We start from the raw sequence: 18473 nt of genomic DNA, 5'->3' as shown, positions 1-18473 counted from the left end.
CTTCGGCCGCGTACCCAAGAATGGGCAGATCGGGAAGATCTCGGGCAGTTCATCGCCGGTCTTCACCTCATCAGGTGATGACCGAGCCGGGCGGTTGCGCGATGCCCCGAACGTACGCATAGCGGACTGCCTGTGCCCGGTCGCGCACCCCGGCCTTGGCGAAGAGGTTGTTGATGTGGCTCTTGACCGTGGCCTGCGAGACGTGCAGCCGCCGTGCGATCTCGGCATTGGACAGCCCTTCGGCGATCAGCACCAGCACCTCGGCCTCGCGCGGTGTCAGGCCGTCGGGCAGCGGCCGCTCCGCGAGAGGCGGGGGCGGGGCGGTGACATGCTCCAGAAGCCGGCGCTGAACGGAGGGCGAGAAACCGGCCTCGCCGGACATCACCGCGTGAACGGCCCGTACGATCTCCTCGCCCCCGGCGTCCTTGGTGAGGTAGCCCCGGGCCCCGGCCCGCAGCGCGAGGAAGAGGGAGTCGTCGTCCCCGAAGGTCGTGAGCACCACCACCTGCGTACCCGGATGGTCCCTACGGATCCGCCGTGTCGCCTCGGCCCCGTCGCAGCGGGGCATGCGCAGGTCCATCAGGACCACGTCGGGGGCGAGTTCGGCCACGAGCGCGACAGCCTCCTCACCGTCCTTCGCCGAACCGACCACCTCGATTCCGGGCAACAGCCCCAGCAGCATCACGATGCCTTCACGCACCACCGACTGGTCGTCGGCGACCACGACCCGTGCGTTCACGCGGGCACCCGCAGGCTCACCACGAATCCCTCCTCGCCGGAACCGGCATCCAGCGTTCCGCCCAGCAGCTCGGCCCGCTCCCTCATCCCCAGCAGACCGTATCCGGAGCCGCTGCCGGCGAGCTCTCCCCTGCGGCCGCCTCCCCCCGAGTCCCTGACCTCCAGGGCGACTTCGCCGGGAAGATACTCCAGACGGACGAAGGCCCGGGCCCCCGGCGCGTGCTTGCGCACATTGGTCAGGGCCTCCTGTGCCACTCTGCGGACGGCCTGGGACGCCTCGGCGGTCAGGGCCCGCTGCTCGCCCGAGACGCTGATCTCCGCGGACTCCACGGCCACCAGCTTGCGCAGGAACTCCTCCACCGGGGTCACCTCCCCTCGGAGCGCCGAGAGCGCCTGCCGCGTCTCCGCGAGGCCCTCGCGCCCCATGGCGCGCGCCGCGACCACCCGCTCCAGTATCCGGTCCCGGAACTCCCCCGGCGGCTCCCGCTCGATCAGCAGCCGGGCCGCCTCCAGATGGACCATCTGGGCGGAGAGGCTGTGGGCGAGCACGTCATGGATCTCCCGCGCGATCCTGGCCCGCTCGTCCAGAGCGGCCGTCTCGGCCTCCGCGGCCCGCGCCGCGCGCTCCTGCGCGAGCAGCCGTTGCGCATGTCCGCGAGCCTCGGCGTCCAGCCGGAGCGCGTAACCCGCGAGGGCGAGGCCCGCCGCGGTCAGGGCCGTGTTCGGCCAGCCGTCGGCGTCGGCGGCGGCGTAGGCGCCGAGGGCGGCGGCCGTGGCCGGCAGACCCGCCGCGAGCGGCAGCCGCTCCAGGGAGACGATGGCGCATCCGCACCAGAGGACCATGGCGGATACATCGGCGCCGGCCTGTTTCGCCCCGAACGCCGCCGCCGACAACAGGGCCAGGAGCCCGAGCGAAGGCCACAGCCGGTGTTCCAGGCTGGTCCGGAAGAACGCCCGCGCGGCGGCCGCGCAGCCCAGGACCCCCACCAGCCCGACCGCGATCTGCCACGCCCCGAAACGCCCGCCGGCGAAGGTGCCCCAGAGCATGGCGCCGAGCAGACCCAGCCGGACGGACCAGGCGAGCAGCGCCCTCGGCCGGGTGCGGCTCACCGTCGACAGCGCTTCTCTGGACGGCCAGCGCGTCCAAGCCGTGCGCGTCATACCCGGTCCTTCCGTCGCGGCCGCGACGACGCCTCGTCGCCGGAAGCACCGTATGCCGTCCCCGGCCTACCGGCCCGCCACATCAGCACGCCGCCGCGCGCGGCCAGGGTCACCGCGAGGGTCGACAGCAGGGCGGACCTGCCCTGGTGTACGCCCAGCGCCGCCGCCGTCCCGTACAGAAGGACCCGCAGCGCCAGTCCCGCCGTCCAGACGAGGACGGTGGCCTTGCCGCCCCTGCTCCACAGCGAGCCGTCCGCCTCGCGCCACAGACGGGAGGTCCAGCCCCAGGCGGCGCCGGTCGCCAGCGCCACGACCAGCTCCGCGCCGAGGACCGCCGCGGACAGCGCCTCGTGGCGTGGATCGACCAGCCCGGGCTGTCTCAGCGACATGACGAGGAGGACGCCCGGCAGGACCCACCAGCGCCGGTCGTCGGAGAGCCGACGCGCCGAGAACTGGCGGATCACGACAAAGGCGACGACGGCGATGGCCACCAGGACGTCGACGAACCCCGACATGACTGCCTCCGTGGTGCGGGAAGGACGGACGCCTTCGACGCTACGGAGCCGGACGGGGCGGAGGATCGGCTCAGGGGTTGATCACGGGTGGAGATGCCGTCTCCACCCGTGGGTGGAGACGGCATCTCCCGGAGCCCGCCCGGGCTCCGCCCGGAAGCCCGCCGGGTCTTCTCCCCCGGCCGTGTCGCCCGTCGTCCGGGCCCTCGGCCCGGGGCCTCGCTCAGGCGTCGATGCGCGAGCGGTCCAGGGTGGCGGCCGAGTTGGTGATGAACTCCTTGCGCGGGGCGACTTCGTTCCCCATCAGCAGGTCGAAGACCTGCTCGGCCGACTCCAGGTCGCCGATGTTGATCCGCCGCAGGGTGCGGTGGCGGGGGTCCATCGTGGTCTCCGCCAGCTGGTCGGCGTCCATCTCGCCCAGACCCTTGTAGCGCTGGATCGACTCCTTGTACCGGACGTTCTTGCGCTGGAGCTCCAGCAGCCGCTGGCGCAGCTCGTTGTCCGAGTAGGTGTAGATGTACTTGTCCTGGCCCTTCTTGGGCTGGACCAGCTCGATCCGGTGCAGCGGGGGCACGGCGGCGAAGACCCGGCCCGCCTCCACCATGGGCCGCATGTAGCGCTGGAACAGGGTCAGCAGCAGGATGCGGATGTGCGCGCCGTCGACGTCGGCGTCCACCAGCAGGACGATCTTCCCGTAGCGAGCGGCGTCGATGTCGAAGGTCCGGCCCGACCCCGCTCCTATGACCTGGATGATCGCCCCGCACTCGGCGTTCTTCAGCATGTCCGAGACGGACGCCTTCTGCACGTTGAGGATCTTGCCCCGGATCGGCAGCAGCGCCTGGAACTCGCTGTTCCGGGCCAGCTTGGCCGTACCCAGCGCGGAGTCGCCCTCGACGATGAAGAGCTCGCTGCGGTCGACGTCGTCGCTGCGGCAGTCCGCGAGCTTGGCGGGCAGCGAGGAGGACTCCAGCGCCGTCTTCCGGCGCTGGGCGTCCTTGTGCTGGCGGGCGGCGATACGGGTGCGCGCCGCCGCCACCGCCTTGTCCAGGACCGCCCTGGCCTGCGCCTTGGCGTCGCGCTTCGTCGAGGTCAGGAACGCCTTGAGCTCCTTCGCGACGACGTTGGCGACGATCCGGTTGGCCGCCGAGGTGCCGAGCACCTCCTTGGTCTGCCCCTCGAACTGCGGCTCCGCCAGTCGCACGGTCACCACCGCCGTTAGCCCCTCCAGGGCGTCGTCCTTGACGATGTCGTCCTCGGCCACCCGGAGCAGCTTGGCGGACCGCAGGGCCTCGTTGAGGGTCTTGGTCACGGAACGTTCGAAGCCAGTGACGTGCGTTCCACCCTTGGGGGTGGCGATGATGTTGACGAAGGACTTGACGTTGGTGTCGTAGCCGGTGCCCCAGCGCATCGCGATGTCGACGCCGAGCTCACGGGTGACCTCGGTCGCCGTCATGTGCCCGCGCTCGTCCAGCACCGGCACGGTCTCCTTGAACGTGCCCTGTCCGGAGAAGCGCAGGACGTCGCAGACCGCCTTGTCCTGGGCGAGGTACTCGCAGAACTCGCTGATCCCGCCGTCGAAGTGGAAGGTCTCCTCGGCCGCGCCCTCGCCGTCGATTCCGCGCTCGTCGCGCACGACGATCGTGAGACCGGGGACGAGGAAGGCGGTCTGGCGCGCCCGCTGGTGGAGCGTCTCCAGGCTGAGCTTGGCGTCCTTCAGGAAGATCTGCCGGTCCGCCCAGTAGCGCACGCGGGTGCCGGTGCGCGTCTTCGGGACCCGCTTGCCCTTGATCAGCCCGTTGGCCGGATCGAACGGGCTGTCCGGCCCCTGCTCGGTGAAGATGCCCGGGACCCCTCGGCGGAAGCTGATCGAGTGGGTCGCGCTGTTGCGGTCGACCTCGACGTCGAGCCGGGCGGAGAGGGCGTTGACCACGGAGGCGCCCACGCCGTGCAGTCCGCCCGACGCGGCGTACGAGCCGCCGCCGAACTTCCCGCCGGCGTGCAGCTTCGTCATCACGACCTCGACGCCGGACAGGCCCGTCTTGGGCTCGACGTCGACCGGGATGCCCCGCCCGTTGTCCCTGACCTCCACGGAGTTGTCCTCGTGGAGGATGACCTCGATGCGGTCGCAGTAGCCGCCCAGGGCCTCGTCGACGGAGTTGTCGATGATCTCCCAGAGGCAGTGCATGAGGCCACGGCTGTCGGTGGACCCGATGTACATGCCGGGACGCTTGCGGACCGCTTCGAGTCCTTCGAGGACGAGGAGGTGCCGCGCGGTGTAGTTGGAACCGTCTCGGTCTGCTCCGGTCAGCAGCGCAGTGGACGGCACGGACGTATCGGCGGTCACGCGGTTCGCTCCTCGCTGAATTTCTTTTTGGGGCCCGGTGGGTACGGGGATCGGCTTCGGTCGCCGCTGAGAGGGTACCGAGGCCTGGTAGAGCGGTTGTAACGCCACCCTCCGAGAACCCTCACACTAGTCCAGCCTCGCATGCATGTTCGATCTCTTGCGGGAGTGACGCGCACATCACGTTCCCTTCCAGGCATGAACCATTTAGGCTCCGGGCACGTCCTCAGAACAAACCGGCAAGCCGGCCGGGGAGGATCGATCCACCGAGACAAGCAACGCGAAACCGTAGCGCTACGCAATACGGCACATTCGCCGCCAACCGGCAACAGACAGCCATCTTGAGAAGAAATTTCAAAGAAAAGCCACGAGCGGGAACGTTTTCGGCCTGGTTGGATGTTGACCCTGGTACGACAGCTCGTCGAGCTAGAGAAGAGGCGACGTGACTACTGTTCTGACCCCCGCGAGCCCGCTGACCGCAGCAGACCGCTGTGACCGCTGCGGCGCCCAGGCCTATCTGCGCGTCGTCCTGATCAGCGGTGGTGAACTGCTCTTCTGCGCCCATCACGGTCGCAAGTTCGAGCCGGAACTCAAGAAGATCGCCGCGGAGATACAGGATGAGACGGACAGGCTGACGGCCGTGCAGGAGCACGCCGTCGAAGAGGAACGACACTGACACCTCGCGTCCACGACGAGCTGCAGGGCCAGGTTCCGGACCTGCCGACGGGCGGCTTCCCCTCGGGGAAGCCGCCCGTTCTCGCCATCACGGTCCGGTGTCGTTCAGACGCCCTCCGGCAGCCAGCCGATGGCGGCGGAGACCCGGGTGTACACCCCGGGACTGCCCGGCTGGCCGCAGCCGTTCCCCCAGGACACCAGCCCGATGAGCCTCCCGCGGGCCACCAGCGGGCCTCCGCTGTCGCCCTGGCATGCGTCGTACCCGCCCTGCGGTTCGCCCGCGCAGAGCATCGCCGAGGCGTCGTACGTGCCGTTCCTGCCGCCCGGGTAGGCGCGCTCGCACGTGCTGTCCGGCAGCACGGTCAACCTGGCCGAGCGGAGTGACGAGGCGTAATCGCTGTTGCCGGTCGTGTCACCCCATCCGTAGACCTTCGCCGCGGTGCCGGACTCGTACGCCGCGTCACCGGATTCGGCCATCGGGATCACGCTCTTCGCGGGGAGCGGGTCGGCCAGGGTGAGCACGGCCAGGTCCCCCGCGTTCGTCGTGGGGTCGAACCTCGGGTTGCTCCAGGTGGCGTGCACGGGGATCTCCTGCCCGCCACTCCCTCGCAGGCTGTCGCGGCCGGCGATGACCTTCAGGTCGCGCACCCTCGCGATGTCGACGCCGAGCGCCGCCCGGCTCAGGCAGTGCGCGGCGGTGAGCACCTTCGTGGGCGCCACCACGACGCCTCCGCAGAACTGGCCGGCACGCGTCTGCCCGAACCGCTCGCGGCTGGACAGGGCCACGACCCAGGGGCTGTCCTTGACGTGTGCGGGCTGGCCACCGACGACGATGCTGTCCGCGGCGGCGGGCACGGAGGTTCCGAGCGGTATCGCGGCCGCGGCGGCGACCACGGCGAGCGCCCCGGACAGGGCTCGGAAGTCGGTACGGGACATGCGCACTCCTGACTCTGCGGTGAAGACCTCTTACCCAGAGTCGTCGCAGCCGACCCCGACCGCACCCGCAGATAGGCCGAGGGCCCGACTCCCCCGGGGATACGGGCCCCCGGCCTGAGAACTCGGATTCAAGGGCGGCCCATCGCACGGCGTCCGCCGCGTGCGCACACCCTCGGTTCGGAAGCCGACCGCGCACGGTCGCGTACCCGGGGCGACTCGTCGCGTCGCGAAAGGCGCGTGACGGACCCCGCCGGACCGCCCTTCCGGGCGGACGGCGTCCTCTGCCGGACGGACCCAGCGCCGTGACCGGCAGGTTTCGCCCGGGAGGAACGCCGTCCGGTGCGTGCGATCGCGAGGCGGCCGGAAGCCCACGGATGGTGGCCTCCCCTGCTCGAACGAAGCCGAGAACTCGGGGAGGGGCCACGTGGGCTTCCGGCCGACGCCGAAGGGGTCCCCCCGGCCCTCAAGGCCTTGGGGGGAGTGCGGCCCGGCGACGTGACGGGGCAGACGTTGCCGGGAGGGACACTAGTCGAGGTAGTCGCGCAGCACCTGCGAACGCGACGGGTGGCGCAGCTTCGACATGGTCTTCGACTCGATCTGACGGATGCGCTCACGCGTCACGCCGTAGACCTTGCCGATCTCGTCCAGTGTCTTCGGCTGGCCGTCGGTGAGTCCGAAGCGCATCGAGACCACGCCCGCCTCGCGCTCGGAGAGCGTGTCGAGCACCGAGTGCAGCTGCTCCTGGAGAAGCGTGAAGCTGACCGCGTCGGCCGGAACGACCGCCTCGGAGTCCTCGATCAGATCACCGAACTCGCTGTCCCCGTCCTCGCCCAACGGTGTGTGGAGGGAGATCGGCTCGCGGCCGTACTTCTGGACCTCGATGACCTTCTCGGGGGTCATGTCGAGTTCCTTGGCCAGCTCCTCCGGAGTGGGCTCACGGCCCAGGTCCTGGAGCATCTGCCGCTGCACACGGGCGAGCTTGTTGATGACCTCGACCATGTGCACCGGGATACGGATGGTGCGGGCCTGGTCGGCCATCGCGCGGGTGATCGCCTGACGGATCCACCAGGTGGCGTACGTGGAGAACTTGTAGCCCTTGGTGTAGTCGAACTTCTCGACCGCGCGGATCAGACCGAGGTTCCCTTCCTGGATCAGGTCCAGGAAGAGCATGCCGCGGCCGGTGTAGCGCTTGGCCAGCGACACCACGAGACGGAGGTTGGCCTCCAGCAGGTGGTTCTTGGCGCGGCGGCCGTCCTCGGCGATGATCTCCAGCTCGCGCTTGAGCTTCGGCGCGAGCTTGTCGGAGTTCGCCAGCTTGTCCTCCGCGAACAGGCCGGCCTCGATGCGCTTGGCGAGCTCGACCTCCTGCTCGGCGTTGAGGAGGGGGACCTTGCCGATCTGCTTCAGGTAGTCCTTGACCGGGTCTGCGGTGGCGCCGGCGACGGCGACCTGCTGCGCGGGCGCGTCGTCCTCGTCGTCGTCGGAGAGGACGAAGCCCTTGTTCTCGCCCTCGCCCTCCTCCTCCTCGACCTTGCCGACCTTGACCTCATCGGCCAGGTCGTCGCCGTCGAGAAGCTCGTCGTCCTGCTTCCCGGCCTTCTTCGTGGCTGTCTTCTTCGCCGCCGTCTTCTTCGCGGCGGTCTTCTTGGCTGCCGTCTTCTTGGCTGCCGCCTTCTTCGCGGGTCCGGTCGCGGGTGCGTCACCGGCCACCGCGCCCGCGGTCTCCGCCGAAGGGGCGGCGGCCGCCGCGACGGTCCTGGTCACGGTCGTCTTGGCCGCGACTGTCTTGGTGGCGGTGCGCTTGACCGGGCTCTTCGCTGCGACGCTCTTGCGGGCACGTTTGGACGGCTCCGCGGCACTGACCATCAGCGTCACACCCTCTTCCTCGAGGATCTGGTTGAGGCTGCGCAGAACATTCTTCCACTGGGTTGGCGGAATCTGGTCAGCCTCGAAGGCCCGACGCACGTCATCGCCGGCGATCTGCCCATCAGCCTTTCCCCGCTCGATGAGCGCCATCACAGACTCGGACTCGGCGATCTCCGGCGGGAGCGTACGGGATGTGCTGGCCGACACGAACAACCTCTCGGAACGATGGAAACGGCTTCCGGCCCGGCCCTGGAGAGGACGGAGCCGACGACCGCCGGGCAGGGAATGTACCGACGGCGCGGGTTTGGCCTCAGAACTGCACAGCGCACTGAACGGCTGCTGTATTCCTTCCGTGGCGGTCACCTCTTAGGTCATCGCACTGCTTCGAGGAGTGTTACGCCCAATCCGCGTGGCCCGAGTCACACCTCATTTGCGACGAAAGCGGTCAGGCGTGCCATCTCGCCACAATTATGTCGCCGGACCGCTGGGGTCCGGCGACACGCGGTTCACACACCCTGACCGTGCTGCGTTCAGTGCTCGCGGGGGGCGGGCACCACCCTTTCCACCTCGGGGTGGACGACGAGCAGTTGACGCATGGCGGCTTCGGCGCCGGAGGCGTCCCCGGACGCGAGGGCGTCGACGATCCGGGCGTGGTGGGCGAGGGACGCCTCGGTGGGACGGTCACAGCCGGTGGCCGGACCGCCCGAGACCTGGAGGGCCGCGGCGACGATCCCGGAAAGGTGCTCCAGCATGCGGTTGCCCGCCGCCTGAATGAGCAGGGAGTGGAACTCCGCGTCGGCCCGCGAACCGGTGATCACGTCGCCCTGGGCGAGCGCGTGGCCCATGATCTCGACCATGTCGCCGAGGCGCTGCTGGATGTCCTCGCGGCCGTGCCCGGCGGCGAGACGGGCCGCGAGCGGTTCGATGGTCCAGCGGAGCTCCCCGAGCTCGCGCCGCTGGTCCTCGCGCTGCGGGCCGAAGGCGCGCCATTCGATGATGTCGGGATCGAGCAGATTCCAGTCACTGACCGGGCGGACCCGGGTGCCCACGTTGGGCCGGGCGCTGACCAGGCCCTTCGCCTCAAGGACGCGGAGCGATTCGCGTACGACGGTACGGGAGACCTCGAAACGCTGGCCGATCTCCTCCGGCACGAGGGGGCGGTCGGCTCCCAGATCGCCCGAGACGATCATCTGGCCCAGCTGCTGAACGAGTTGGCCGTGCAGGCCCCGGCCCCGGCTGGCCGAGCCACGCCGGCCGGCCCGGCCCAGCTCGGCGTCGGCCCCTTCCCAGGAACGCAGAGCGGCGCGCTCGCCGGCCGGCGCCTCCGCATACGAGTAGCGGTCGATTTCACCCGGGCCGGCGAGACCGGAATCGGCGGAGCGGGCGGCGGTCATCATGGTGTGCGCAAGGGTACTCACGCATCCTTTGTCGGCGCGGCTCCCGCACCCCTTGAGGTCTTTGGTGAAAAGCACACGAAAGGGTGATCGGCACCCGCCCCCCAATTGACGCCTTTTCTCCGCAAAACAGGCATTTTCAAGGCAGTTGCGATCCTCGAAACGGATCACCGCCGTTTCCGATCACCAACGAACCCTGCCACGAAGGCCGGTGAACACGTGGGGGCGGGACGGGACCGACGATGACGGCGGACGACGACAGCGACGGGGCGGCACTTGCGGGAACGGCGACCACGAGGGCGAGTTCGACCGCCGCCCCGAGAACACCCGGCGCCCGGCATTCCCGCACCGACCAGGCGCGGCCGACGACTTGCCCGGCCCAACTCGTGCCGAGGTTCCGGGTAATCGTGGCCGATCACCCCCACATACGCACCGGAGCGGAGCGCAGGACCCCCGCGAAGGCGGGTGCGGCTGCGACCGGTCAGCGGGGTGCGCCCCGAGCGGGCGAGGCGGAGGAAAGGCCGAGGGACGGCAAGGAGGGCGGCCGCGGCGGGAGTTGCCGTCGCGATCCTGCGGAAGGGATGCCCACTCCGATCCCGGGGAGGAACGGAGAGGGAATGCCGGGAGTGGTTGCGCCGCGATGCACCGCACACGCCCCCGCGTCGCGATACGCCCGGCCCGCCCTTCCGGCCCGTTCCATGCGCGGGTACGGAGCGGGGTACGGCGGCTCGCCCCCGGAGCGGGCGTCCCCGCCGGGGCCGAGTTCGAGCGTCGGTCGGAGAGCCGCCGTGCCGCCCGGCCGGCGGCCCGGTAGCCCGAGAGCATGGCCGGGCCGGGCTTCAAAGGCGACGGCCGGCCCCGACGGCCGGCACGCCACGCCGGAGGCGCTGGTGAGTCCGTTGGCCTGGAGCATCACTTCTCTCACAGAAGGGGACCGCTCGACGGCAGGCCCGGTACCGCAGCAAGATAACGTGATGTATCCGACTTTTCACGCAGCGTCAGATGACGGGGGTGTTCCCCGGCGGTCAGACCTCCGGGCGCAGCATCGGCGGGTTGAGCAGCGTCGCCGTGCCTGCCCGGAAGAGCTGGGCGGGGCGGCCGCCCTGCCGGGTGGTCGTCCCGCCCGCGGGCACGAGGAAGCCCGGCGTGCCGGTCACCTTGCGATGGAAGTTCCGGGGATCCAGCACGACGCCCCACACCGCCTCGTACACCCGCCGGAGCTCACCGACCGTGAACTCCGGCGGGCAGAAGGCGGTGGCCAGGGAGGAGTACTCGATCTTGGAGCGCGCGCGTTCGACACCGTCGGCGAGGATCCGCGCGTGATCGAAGGCGAGCGCGGCCTGGCTCTCGCTCTCGCCACCGGCCCCGCCGTCGTGTCCGAGCAGGTCGTCGACCGGCGCCCAGCGGGCGTAGTTCGCGTCGCCGCCCGCCCGTGGCGCGGGCAGGTCCGGGGCGAGTGCGAGGTGGGCGACGCTGACCACCCTCATCCGAGGGTCGCGCCCGGGAGCTCCGTAGGTGGCCAGCTGCTCCAGATGCGCGCCGTTGCCGACCGCCGGGGCCGCCGGGTCCTGGGCGCACAGCCCGGTTTCCTCGGCCAGTTCGCGCGCCGCGGCTGCCCCGAGGTCCTCATCGGCTCTGACGAACCCGCCGGGCAGCGCCCATCTGCCCTGGAAGGGCGGTTCACCGCGGCGGACCACCAGCGTGCACAGCGCATGGCGGCGCACCGTGAGCACAACCAGGTCGACGGTGACTGCGAAGGGCGGGAAGGTCGACGGGTCGTAGGGCGGCATGCAGTGATCATAGTCGTCTTCCTGACGATAAACACTCCCTTCGCCGTGCTCTCGGGCTCGACTGTCGTTGTGGCGCTGTTCGTTGTGCCCTTGTCCCCGTCGTCCCGTATGGCCGGATCGGCGGGGCGCACGGTGGCGGAGCGGCCTGGCCCGGCTCGCCGACGGGGCGGGTGTCCCGCCAGGACCGCCCGGGGAGCCGGGAAGCCCGGCCGCGGGCGGGCGCCGGGCTCTGAAATCGGCGCGGGCTCGGCCGTTCGTGTGTCGCGGGGCCCGGGCGGTCACCGTCACCCGCGCCGGCCCCCACGGGTCACCCGGCTCGCCCCATGCGGCCCGTCTCCGGGCCCGTCAGTGCGTCCGGCGTCATCGGGACCGCGGTCACCGGCCGTCCCCGCCGACGCGGCGCAGTGGGGACGTCCGCCTGGAGCGGCGCCTGGACGGTGTCGTGTCCGGGCAGGCGGGGCCCCGTGGCGGCCTCCTCCGCCGGACGGCGGCCGGGCGAACCCTGCGGTGCGGCGTGCCCCGTCCGGCGCCGGGGCGGGTGGCCTGCTCCGCGGTCCGCTCCCGCTCGGCCGCCCGCGCCTCGCGCTCGCCCCGGAGGCAGCGGCGCAGCGTCTCCGGGTCGAGCCCCTGATTGCAGGCCTCGTGGAGGAGCTGGGCGAAGGTGTAGTGCGGGTCCGCCCGCAGGGCGAGGCCGAGCGCGACCCGTGCGGCGGGTTCGTCCCCGGTCGACCAGGAGACCCATCCGGCCAGGGTCAGGGGTGCGGCGGCGTGTTCCTCGTAGGGCGTGACGCAGCGACGCGCGAGCGCACGCCAGAGCCGCAGCGCGGAACGGGCCTCGGGCCCTTCCATCCATTCCGCCGCCCTGTCCCGCGTCACACGGTCCTGCAGGCCGAGGATCACGGCGGCCGCCTCGTCATGACCGATCAGTCGGTCGTCCTCGACGTCCGCCGCGGAGGGGGTCGCCACCGGCGCCTCCGCCAGACGCTTCATGAGCCGCCGGACGAGGGCGAGGGTCTCCCTGGACACGTCCTCGCGCCCCACCGCGTCGAGGAGCCTCGGGATCATCTCCACCCCGGCCGAGTCGAGCGCGCGCTGCTGTTCGGCCGCCGCCGATGTGGTCAGGGGCGCGAGCCTCGCTTCCATCTCCCGTAGTGTGCCGCGCACTTGAATGCCCGCGTAGGCCGCGGCGGCCGCCATCACCGAGGTGCCGGGCATCGCCATCTGATTGCCCTCAGCCGGGCAGCAGCGCGCGTCGGGGCAGCAGTACGACCAGTACCGGCCGTCGGAGATGCAGAGCGCTTCGAGCACGGGCACGTCGAGTGCGCCGCAAGCCGTGCGCAGCCTCTGGGCGAGGGGGCGCAGCCGTTCCATGACCTGGTTGCCGTTCTCGCTCTCGGCGGGGTCCTGGCAGAGGAAGACGACGATCGCGTCGGGCCGCTGCCCGCGTCGCTCGCTCCCCTTGATCAGGCACTCGGCCAGTTGCTCGGCGACGGACGGCCATTCGCCGGGCTCCGGCGGAATGCCGATCCTCAGCCGCCCGCCGAAGCGGCCCCGGCCGCCGTGCAGCGCGACCATGACCACGCTGTCGTTCGGGTGGAAGCCCATGAGGTACGGAAGGGCGTCGGCCAGTTCGGCAGGCCCCCGCAGGGTGATCTGCTGCTGCTCGTCGACCGGGCCGGTGGATTCGTGGTGCTGATTCATGGCATGACCGTCCCGCGCCCGGCCGATTTCCGCGACCCCTGTGGATAACTTTATCCACAGGGGTCCGGGGCCGTTGGCGCTCTGTCGTGGTCATCCGGTTGCATGGGGCGATGACCTGTTCGCGCCGAGGGCGAAAATCGACAGCACCGTGCCGGGGGCGGCGCCGGATGCCGGGATCACTTCCCGGTCGGCGCCGCCTGCGGCGGGCATGGGGGCGGCTGTGCGCACGTCCCCGGCTTCGCGTGGGCCCGCGGCTCGGCGCGGGCCCAGTCCTCGCGAGCCTCCCGCCCTTCCGGCGAGGCTCAGCCCGCCGCGGCGAGAACCAGGGGGAGGACCGGGCCGCCCCCGGCACGGCGCAGCAGGCGGGCGGCGACCGCGAGGGTCCAGCCGGAGTCGGTGCGGTCGTCCACGAGCAGGAGAGGGCCCGAGGGTCCGGCCAGCGCGCCGGCCAGCTCGTCTGGGACGGCGAGGGCGTCGGACAGCGCGCGGAGGCGTTGGGCGGAGTTGCTGCGGCGGGCCGCGTGCGCTCCGTCCGGCCCGGTGTACGCCAGGCTGCCCAGGAAGGGCATGCGGCCGATGGCCGCGATCTCCCGTGCGAGGGTATCCACCAGTCGCGGACGGGTCAGCGACGGCAGGGCGACGACTCCCACCGGCCGGGCGGAGGCGTCCGGGGCGTTCGGCGCCCAACCGCCGGGCGAGCGCGCCCAGTCGGCGAGGACCGCCACGGCGGCCCGCAGGACGTCGTCGGGTACGGGGCCGTCGGGCGCGTCGTCGGCCAGCAGCGGGCGCAGCCGGTTGCCCCAGCCGATGTCCGAGAGCCGTCCCAGCGCCCGCCCGGTGGAGCACTGCTCGCCGGCGGGGATGCGCCCCTTGAGGTCGACGCCGAGGGCGGGCATCCCCGTCGGCCACATCCGGCGCGGTTCGATCTCCACTCCCGGGCGGTCCAGTTCCTTCGTCGCGCCCGTCAACGCCTCCGCGGAGACGGAGGAATCGGCCCAGGCGCCGGCGCAGTTGTCGCACCGGCCGCATGGGGCCGCCCCCTCGTCGTCCAGTTGCCGGCGCAGGAATTCCATCCGGCATCCGGGCGTGCTCACGTAGTCGCGCATGGCCTGCTGCTCGGCCGCCCGCTGGCGGGCGACCCAGGCGTAGCGCTCCGTGTCGTACGTCCAGGGCCGCCCGGTGCTCGTCCAGCCGCCCTTCACCCGCGTGACCGCTCCGTCCACGTCGAGCACCTTGAGCATGGTCTCCAGCCGGGTGCGCCGGAGGTCCACGACCGCTTCCAGGGCGGGCACGGAGAGCGGGCGTCCCGCGTCGGCGAGAGCCGAGAGGGTCTGCCGCACCAGCGTCTCGGGCGGGAAGGCGGTGTCGGCGAAGTACCGCCAGATGGCCTCGTCCTCCTTGCCCGGCAGCAGCAGCACCTCCGCGTGCTCCATCCCTCGCCCCGCGCGTCCGACCTGCTGGTAGTAGGCGATCGGGGAGGACGGCGAGCCGAGATGGACCACGAAGCCGAGGTCCGGCTTGTCGAAGCCCATGCCCAGCGCCGAGGTCGCGACCAGCGCCTTGACCCGGTTCTCCAGCAGGTCCGCCTCGGCCTGGAGCCGGTCGGCGTTCTCCGTGCGCCCGGTGTAGGAGGCCACCTGGAAGCCGCGCTGCCGCAGAAAGGCGGTGGCCTCCTCGGCGGCGGCGACGGTGAGGGCGTAGACGATCCCGGAGCCCGGCAGCTCGTCCAGGTGCTCCGCGAGCCAGGCCAGGCGGTGCGCGGCGTCCGGCAGCCGGATCACCCCCAGCCGCAGGCTCTCCCTCTCCAGCGGGCCGCGCAGCACCAGGGCCTCGCCCGCGCCGGTGCCCAGTTGCTCGGCCACGTCCGCGGTGACCCGCGCGTTGGCGGTCGCGGTGGTCGCGAGCACCGGAACACCGGGAGCGAGGTCGGCGAGCATCGCGCGCAGCCGGCGGTAGTCGGGACGGAAGTCGTGGCCCCAGTCCGAGATGCAGTGCGCCTCGTCGACCACGAGCAGGCCGGTCGTGGCCGCGAGTCCGGGCAGCACCTGTTCCCGGAAGTCCACCGAGTTGAGGCGTTCCGGGCTCACGAGGAGGACATCGGTCTCGCCCCGGTCCACCTCGCCGTAGATGGTGTCCCACTCCTCCGGGTTGGCGGAGTTGATGGTGCGTGCCCGGATGCCGGCCCGCTCCGCCGACTCGACCTGGTTGCGCATCAGCGCCAGCAGCGGCGAGACGATCACCGTCGGGCCGGAGCCGCGCCGGCGCAGCAGGGCGGTGGCGACGAAGTACACCGCAGACTTGCCCCAGCCCGTGCGCTGCACCACCAGGGCACGCCGTCGCTCCTCCACCAGAGCCGCCACCGCCTGCCACTGGTCCTCCCGCAGGCGCGCCGCCCCGTCGGGAGCGCCGACGAGTTCGGCGAGGACGGCATCGGCTTCGGCGCGGAGGTCCAGGTTGTCCATGCCCCCCATGCAACCCGAAGGGAGGGGGGATCGGCCACTTCACTCCCCGTGACGGCGCACTGGCGACGGCCCTCCTGTTCCGTGCCGGTCGGGGGCGGGGCCGGTCTGCCCGGCGGGACCGGTCGGGAGGCGCGGTCGGCGCGCGGCCCGGCGCGTCGCAGGCGGGGTCCCAGGCGCGCCCGGCATGGCAGGGCACTCCGGGAGCGGCGCGGCGCCATGCGTTCACGGTGTGCCCGGAAGCGGCACGGCGCCGCGCGCCCGGGAACGACGCGGCACGGAGCGCCGGGGGCTGCGCGACGCGGCACGGGGAGGAACATCCGAGGCAATCCCGCTCATTCCCGGCGGCTGTGTCGATTGCTCGTTGCCGCCGGTCGGAACGGCAGGGAGAATCGGATCTGCTCCCCGCACGCGCGTTCCCCTTTTCGGAACGGGTGTGCCCCGGTGCGTCCTCGCTCGTCCCTGCCCGCGAGGTGGGCGCGTACGCGAAGGGAGGATCGTGGCCTTCGGATTCGTACCGTCCGCAGCCGTCCCGGAGCCGGTGTCCGCCTCGCCGTCGGCGGCCGGACCGGCGGCGCCGGCGTCCGCGTCCGCGTCCTTCACCGACTGGTCGCCCAACCGGCTTTCCCGGATGCTCGAACCGGCCGAGTGGGCCGAGGCGGGCATCCCGTTGCTGCGCGCTCCCCGTGACGTCGTCGGCGGCCTGCACGCACGGCACCGGCCCGTTCCGGGAACGGCCGTCGTCGCGGTGCTGGACCATGACGAACGCCTCGCGGCCAGTGCCTCGTTCGCCCGCCGCGCCATGGCCGCGGACGGCTGGGAGTTCCGCAACGCGCTGCTGGCGCATCTGCGCCGGGTCATCCCGCACGACCTGCGCCGCCGCAGCCCGGTCCGCACCGCCGTGCTGCTCTACTGCCGCGAGGGCGACGGTTGTTGGACGGAGGAGGACGGGGCGTGGATGTGGGGGCTGCGGGACGCCTGCACCCTGCACGGCCTGCGGTGCGGCGCGTACATCACGCTGACCCGCGGGGGCTGGCAGGTACTGGGCGAGGGACGCGGCGGCCGCCGGCCCGACGCCACGTCGGAACCCCCGCCTCCCGCCGCGCCCGTGCTCGCGGCCGGTCCGCCGTCGACGCGCACCGGCGGCGGGGCGGCCCGGGCGCCGCGTCGCACCGCCGCGCGCTGACGGCACGGCGACGTGCACCGGCCGACGGCCGCGGACCCGGCCGCCGCACCGGGCCACCGGGTCCGCCGGGCGGTGGGCCCGCCGCCGGTCAGACGCCGGCGCCGAGCACCGCGTTGACCCGCTGCGGGTCCCCGCACACGATCAGCAGGGCTCCCGCCCGTGAGCGGGCGCCGGACAGCGCGGCGGCGACGTCGCCGCGTTCGCCGTTGACGGCGACGATCACCACGGGACGGGCCTTCAGCCGGCCCAGGGCGTCGGCACGGGCGAAGAAGACGTCCTCGCCGGCCTCGTGCTGGGCCCAGTAGGCGGCCTCGCCGAAGGAGAGTTCGTGCGCGGCCCACGGGTGCTGCTCACCGGTGGTGACCACCAGGATCTCGCCCGGCGCGCGCCCGGAGTCGAGCAGCAGGTCCACCGCCTCGTCGGCGGCGTCGAGCGCGGCTGCGGCCGAGGCCGGGATCAGCTGGAGCTGCGGCGCGGAACGATTCTCCTGGCGTGCCGCCTGGGCGTTGCCGGAGGAGGGGTGCGGGCGCTGCGTCGGCGGCGCGGGCCTCGCGGGGCCGGTGCCCGGGCGACCGGGACGCGGCGTGGCCGCTGAACGCGGACCGGGTACGGGACGGGGGGTCGGCGCGGTGCGGCCTGCGGCCGAAGCGGCGCGGGGACCCTGGGCGCTCTCGTGAATCTGAGGCTCCTCGGGGATGAGAGGCATGGGTGGTTGTCTATCAAACGCCGACGCACGGGGCGTCGGAGGGTGGGTACTTGTGCGCGGTCAGAAGTCGAAGCCGAGCTGGCCCCCGCTTTCCAGTGCGGCCGCCTCGGCGGAGAAACGGACCTTCTTGAGATGCTGCCACCTCGGCAGCGCGTCGAGGTAGGACCACGAGAGACGGTGGTGGGGCGTGGGACCCAGCTCCGCCAGGGCGGCCTTGTGCGCAGGCGACGGGTAGCCGGCGTTGGCACCGAAGCCGAACGCCGCGTACTCGCCGGATTCCGCGCCCAGTTCGGCCATCATCGCGTCCCTGCGGACCTTCGCGATCACCGAGGCCGCCGCGACGGCGATGCAGCTCTGATCGCCCTTGATCACCGTGCGGACCGTCCAGGGCTGTCCCAGGTAGTCGTGCTTGCCGTCGAGGATCACCGCGTCGGGCCGCACCGGCAGGGCGTCGAGGGCGCGGACCGCGGCGAGGCGCAGCGCCGCCGTCATGCCCAGGTCGTCGATCTCCTGCGGGGAGGCGTCCCCCACGGCGAACGCGGTGACCCAGCTCTCCAGCAGCGGCGCCAGCTCGGCGCGGCGCCTGGGAGTGATCAGCTTGGAGTCGGTGAGTCCGGCGGGGGGCCTGCGCAGGCCCGTGACGGCCGCGCACACGGTGACCGGTCCCGCCCACGCTCCGCGTCCGACCTCGTCGACACCGGCGACGGTCCTGGCACCGGTGGTGGCGCGCAACGAGCGCTCGACAGTGTGCGTGGGTGGTTCGTACGGCATGGCGCCTGTCAGCGTACGCCGACGGGAACGCCGGCAACACCCCGGGGGCGCCTGTCGACCACGCGGAACGCGGACCGCGCCGGGAAAGGGTCCGCCGCGTGCGCGCGGACCCTCGTACCGGCGCCGCCGCGACGCCGTCCGGAACGCCGCGCGACGGGACCGCGACCGGGCGCGGACGGCGGTCCGGACGGCGGTCCGGACGCCATGGCGGCCCCGGCGGGCGGCAGTTCGGGCGCA

At 72.2% G+C, this 18473-nt stretch carries 14 protein-coding genes; 2 read left to right on the top strand and 12 right to left on the bottom strand.

The genetic code is table 11. From position 1 onward, the window contains the following. Positions 1–70: 70 nt before the first annotated feature. From WA762_RS05690 to WA762_RS05675, 4 genes are all read right to left on the bottom strand, one after another. The gene (locus tag WA762_RS05690) at positions 71–739 is read right to left on the bottom strand and encodes a response regulator transcription factor (protein ID WP_335933433.1); all 669 of its coding nucleotides are present in this window, start codon (positions 737–739) and stop codon (positions 71–73) included. Then, on the bottom strand, positions 736–1899 hold the full coding sequence (locus tag WA762_RS05685; protein ID WP_335933431.1) for a sensor histidine kinase: 1164 nt from the start codon (positions 1897–1899) through the stop codon (positions 736–738). The genes WA762_RS05690 and WA762_RS05685 overlap by 4 nt, the downstream gene beginning before the upstream one ends. Further along, positions 1896–2414 (bottom strand): DUF1453 domain-containing protein, encoded by a 519-nt coding sequence (locus tag WA762_RS05680; protein WP_335933429.1) that lies wholly within the window; start codon positions 2412–2414, stop codon positions 1896–1898. The genes WA762_RS05685 and WA762_RS05680 overlap by 4 nt, the downstream gene beginning before the upstream one ends. A gap of 220 nt (positions 2415–2634) precedes the next feature. Continuing rightward, on the bottom strand, positions 2635–4755 hold the full coding sequence (locus WA762_RS05675; protein ID WP_335933427.1) for a DNA gyrase/topoisomerase IV subunit B: 2121 nt from the start codon (positions 4753–4755) through the stop codon (positions 2635–2637). A gap of 439 nt (positions 4756–5194) precedes the next feature. Between WA762_RS05675 and WA762_RS05670 the strand changes: the two genes are divergently transcribed. Then, a complete protein-coding gene (locus WA762_RS05670; protein ID WP_335933425.1) occupies positions 5195–5428 on the top strand; it encodes a DUF7455 domain-containing protein in 234 nt (77 codons plus the stop codon). A gap of 104 nt (positions 5429–5532) precedes the next feature. Here the strand turns inward: WA762_RS05670 and WA762_RS05665 are convergent, their stop codons facing one another. From WA762_RS05665 to WA762_RS05640, 6 genes are all read right to left on the bottom strand, one after another. Next, complete coding sequence (locus WA762_RS05665) at positions 5533–6363, bottom strand: S1 family peptidase (protein ID WP_335933424.1); 831 nt, start codon at positions 6361–6363, stop codon at positions 5533–5535. A gap of 525 nt (positions 6364–6888) precedes the next feature. Beyond that, positions 6889–8436: an RNA polymerase sigma factor gene (locus WA762_RS05660; protein WP_335933422.1), complete on the bottom strand. Its 1548-nt coding sequence runs from the start codon at positions 8434–8436 to the stop codon at positions 6889–6891. A 323-nt stretch (positions 8437–8759) separates the two neighbouring features. Beyond that, positions 8760–9626, bottom strand: coding sequence for a FadR/GntR family transcriptional regulator (locus WA762_RS05655; protein WP_335933616.1), 867 nt, complete (start codon positions 9624–9626; stop codon positions 8760–8762). A gap of 1022 nt (positions 9627–10648) precedes the next feature. Next, positions 10649–11413 (bottom strand): NUDIX hydrolase, encoded by a 765-nt coding sequence (locus tag WA762_RS05650; protein ID WP_335933420.1) that lies wholly within the window; start codon positions 11411–11413, stop codon positions 10649–10651. A gap of 375 nt (positions 11414–11788) precedes the next feature. Continuing rightward, positions 11789–13114 carry a DUF4192 domain-containing protein gene (locus WA762_RS05645; RefSeq protein ID WP_335933418.1) on the bottom strand — a complete coding sequence of 442 codons (1326 nt, stop codon included), beginning with the start codon at positions 13112–13114 and terminating at the stop codon, positions 11789–11791. A 302-nt stretch (positions 13115–13416) separates the two neighbouring features. Beyond that, positions 13417–15576 carry a RecQ family ATP-dependent DNA helicase gene (locus WA762_RS05640; protein WP_335933416.1) on the bottom strand — a complete coding sequence of 720 codons (2160 nt, stop codon included), beginning with the start codon at positions 15574–15576 and terminating at the stop codon, positions 13417–13419. 496 nt (positions 15577–16072) lie between these two features. Here WA762_RS05640 and WA762_RS05635 point away from each other — a divergent pair, with 496 nt between their 5' ends. Then, positions 16073–16759 (top strand): hypothetical protein, encoded by a 687-nt coding sequence (locus WA762_RS05635; protein WP_443080520.1) that lies wholly within the window; start codon positions 16073–16075, stop codon positions 16757–16759. Between the two features lie 88 nt (positions 16760–16847). Here WA762_RS05635 and WA762_RS05630 read toward each other — a convergent pair whose 3' ends face one another. Together WA762_RS05630 and WA762_RS05625 are read right to left on the bottom strand one after the other, a co-directional pair. Beyond that, positions 16848–17465 (bottom strand): hypothetical protein, encoded by a 618-nt coding sequence (locus WA762_RS05630; protein ID WP_335933414.1) that lies wholly within the window; start codon positions 17463–17465, stop codon positions 16848–16850. A 60-nt stretch (positions 17466–17525) separates the two neighbouring features. Then, on the bottom strand, positions 17526–18236 hold the full coding sequence (locus WA762_RS05625) for a ribonuclease HII (protein WP_335933413.1): 711 nt from the start codon (positions 18234–18236) through the stop codon (positions 17526–17528). Positions 18237–18473: the final 237 nt, after the last annotated feature.

This window comes from Streptomyces tyrfis (assembly GCF_037034285.1).
Lineage (GTDB): Bacteria > Actinomycetota > Actinomycetes > Streptomycetales > Streptomycetaceae > Streptomyces.
Note: the sequence above shows the minus strand (reverse complement) of the source record. Positions and strands in the feature narration are given on the sequence as shown.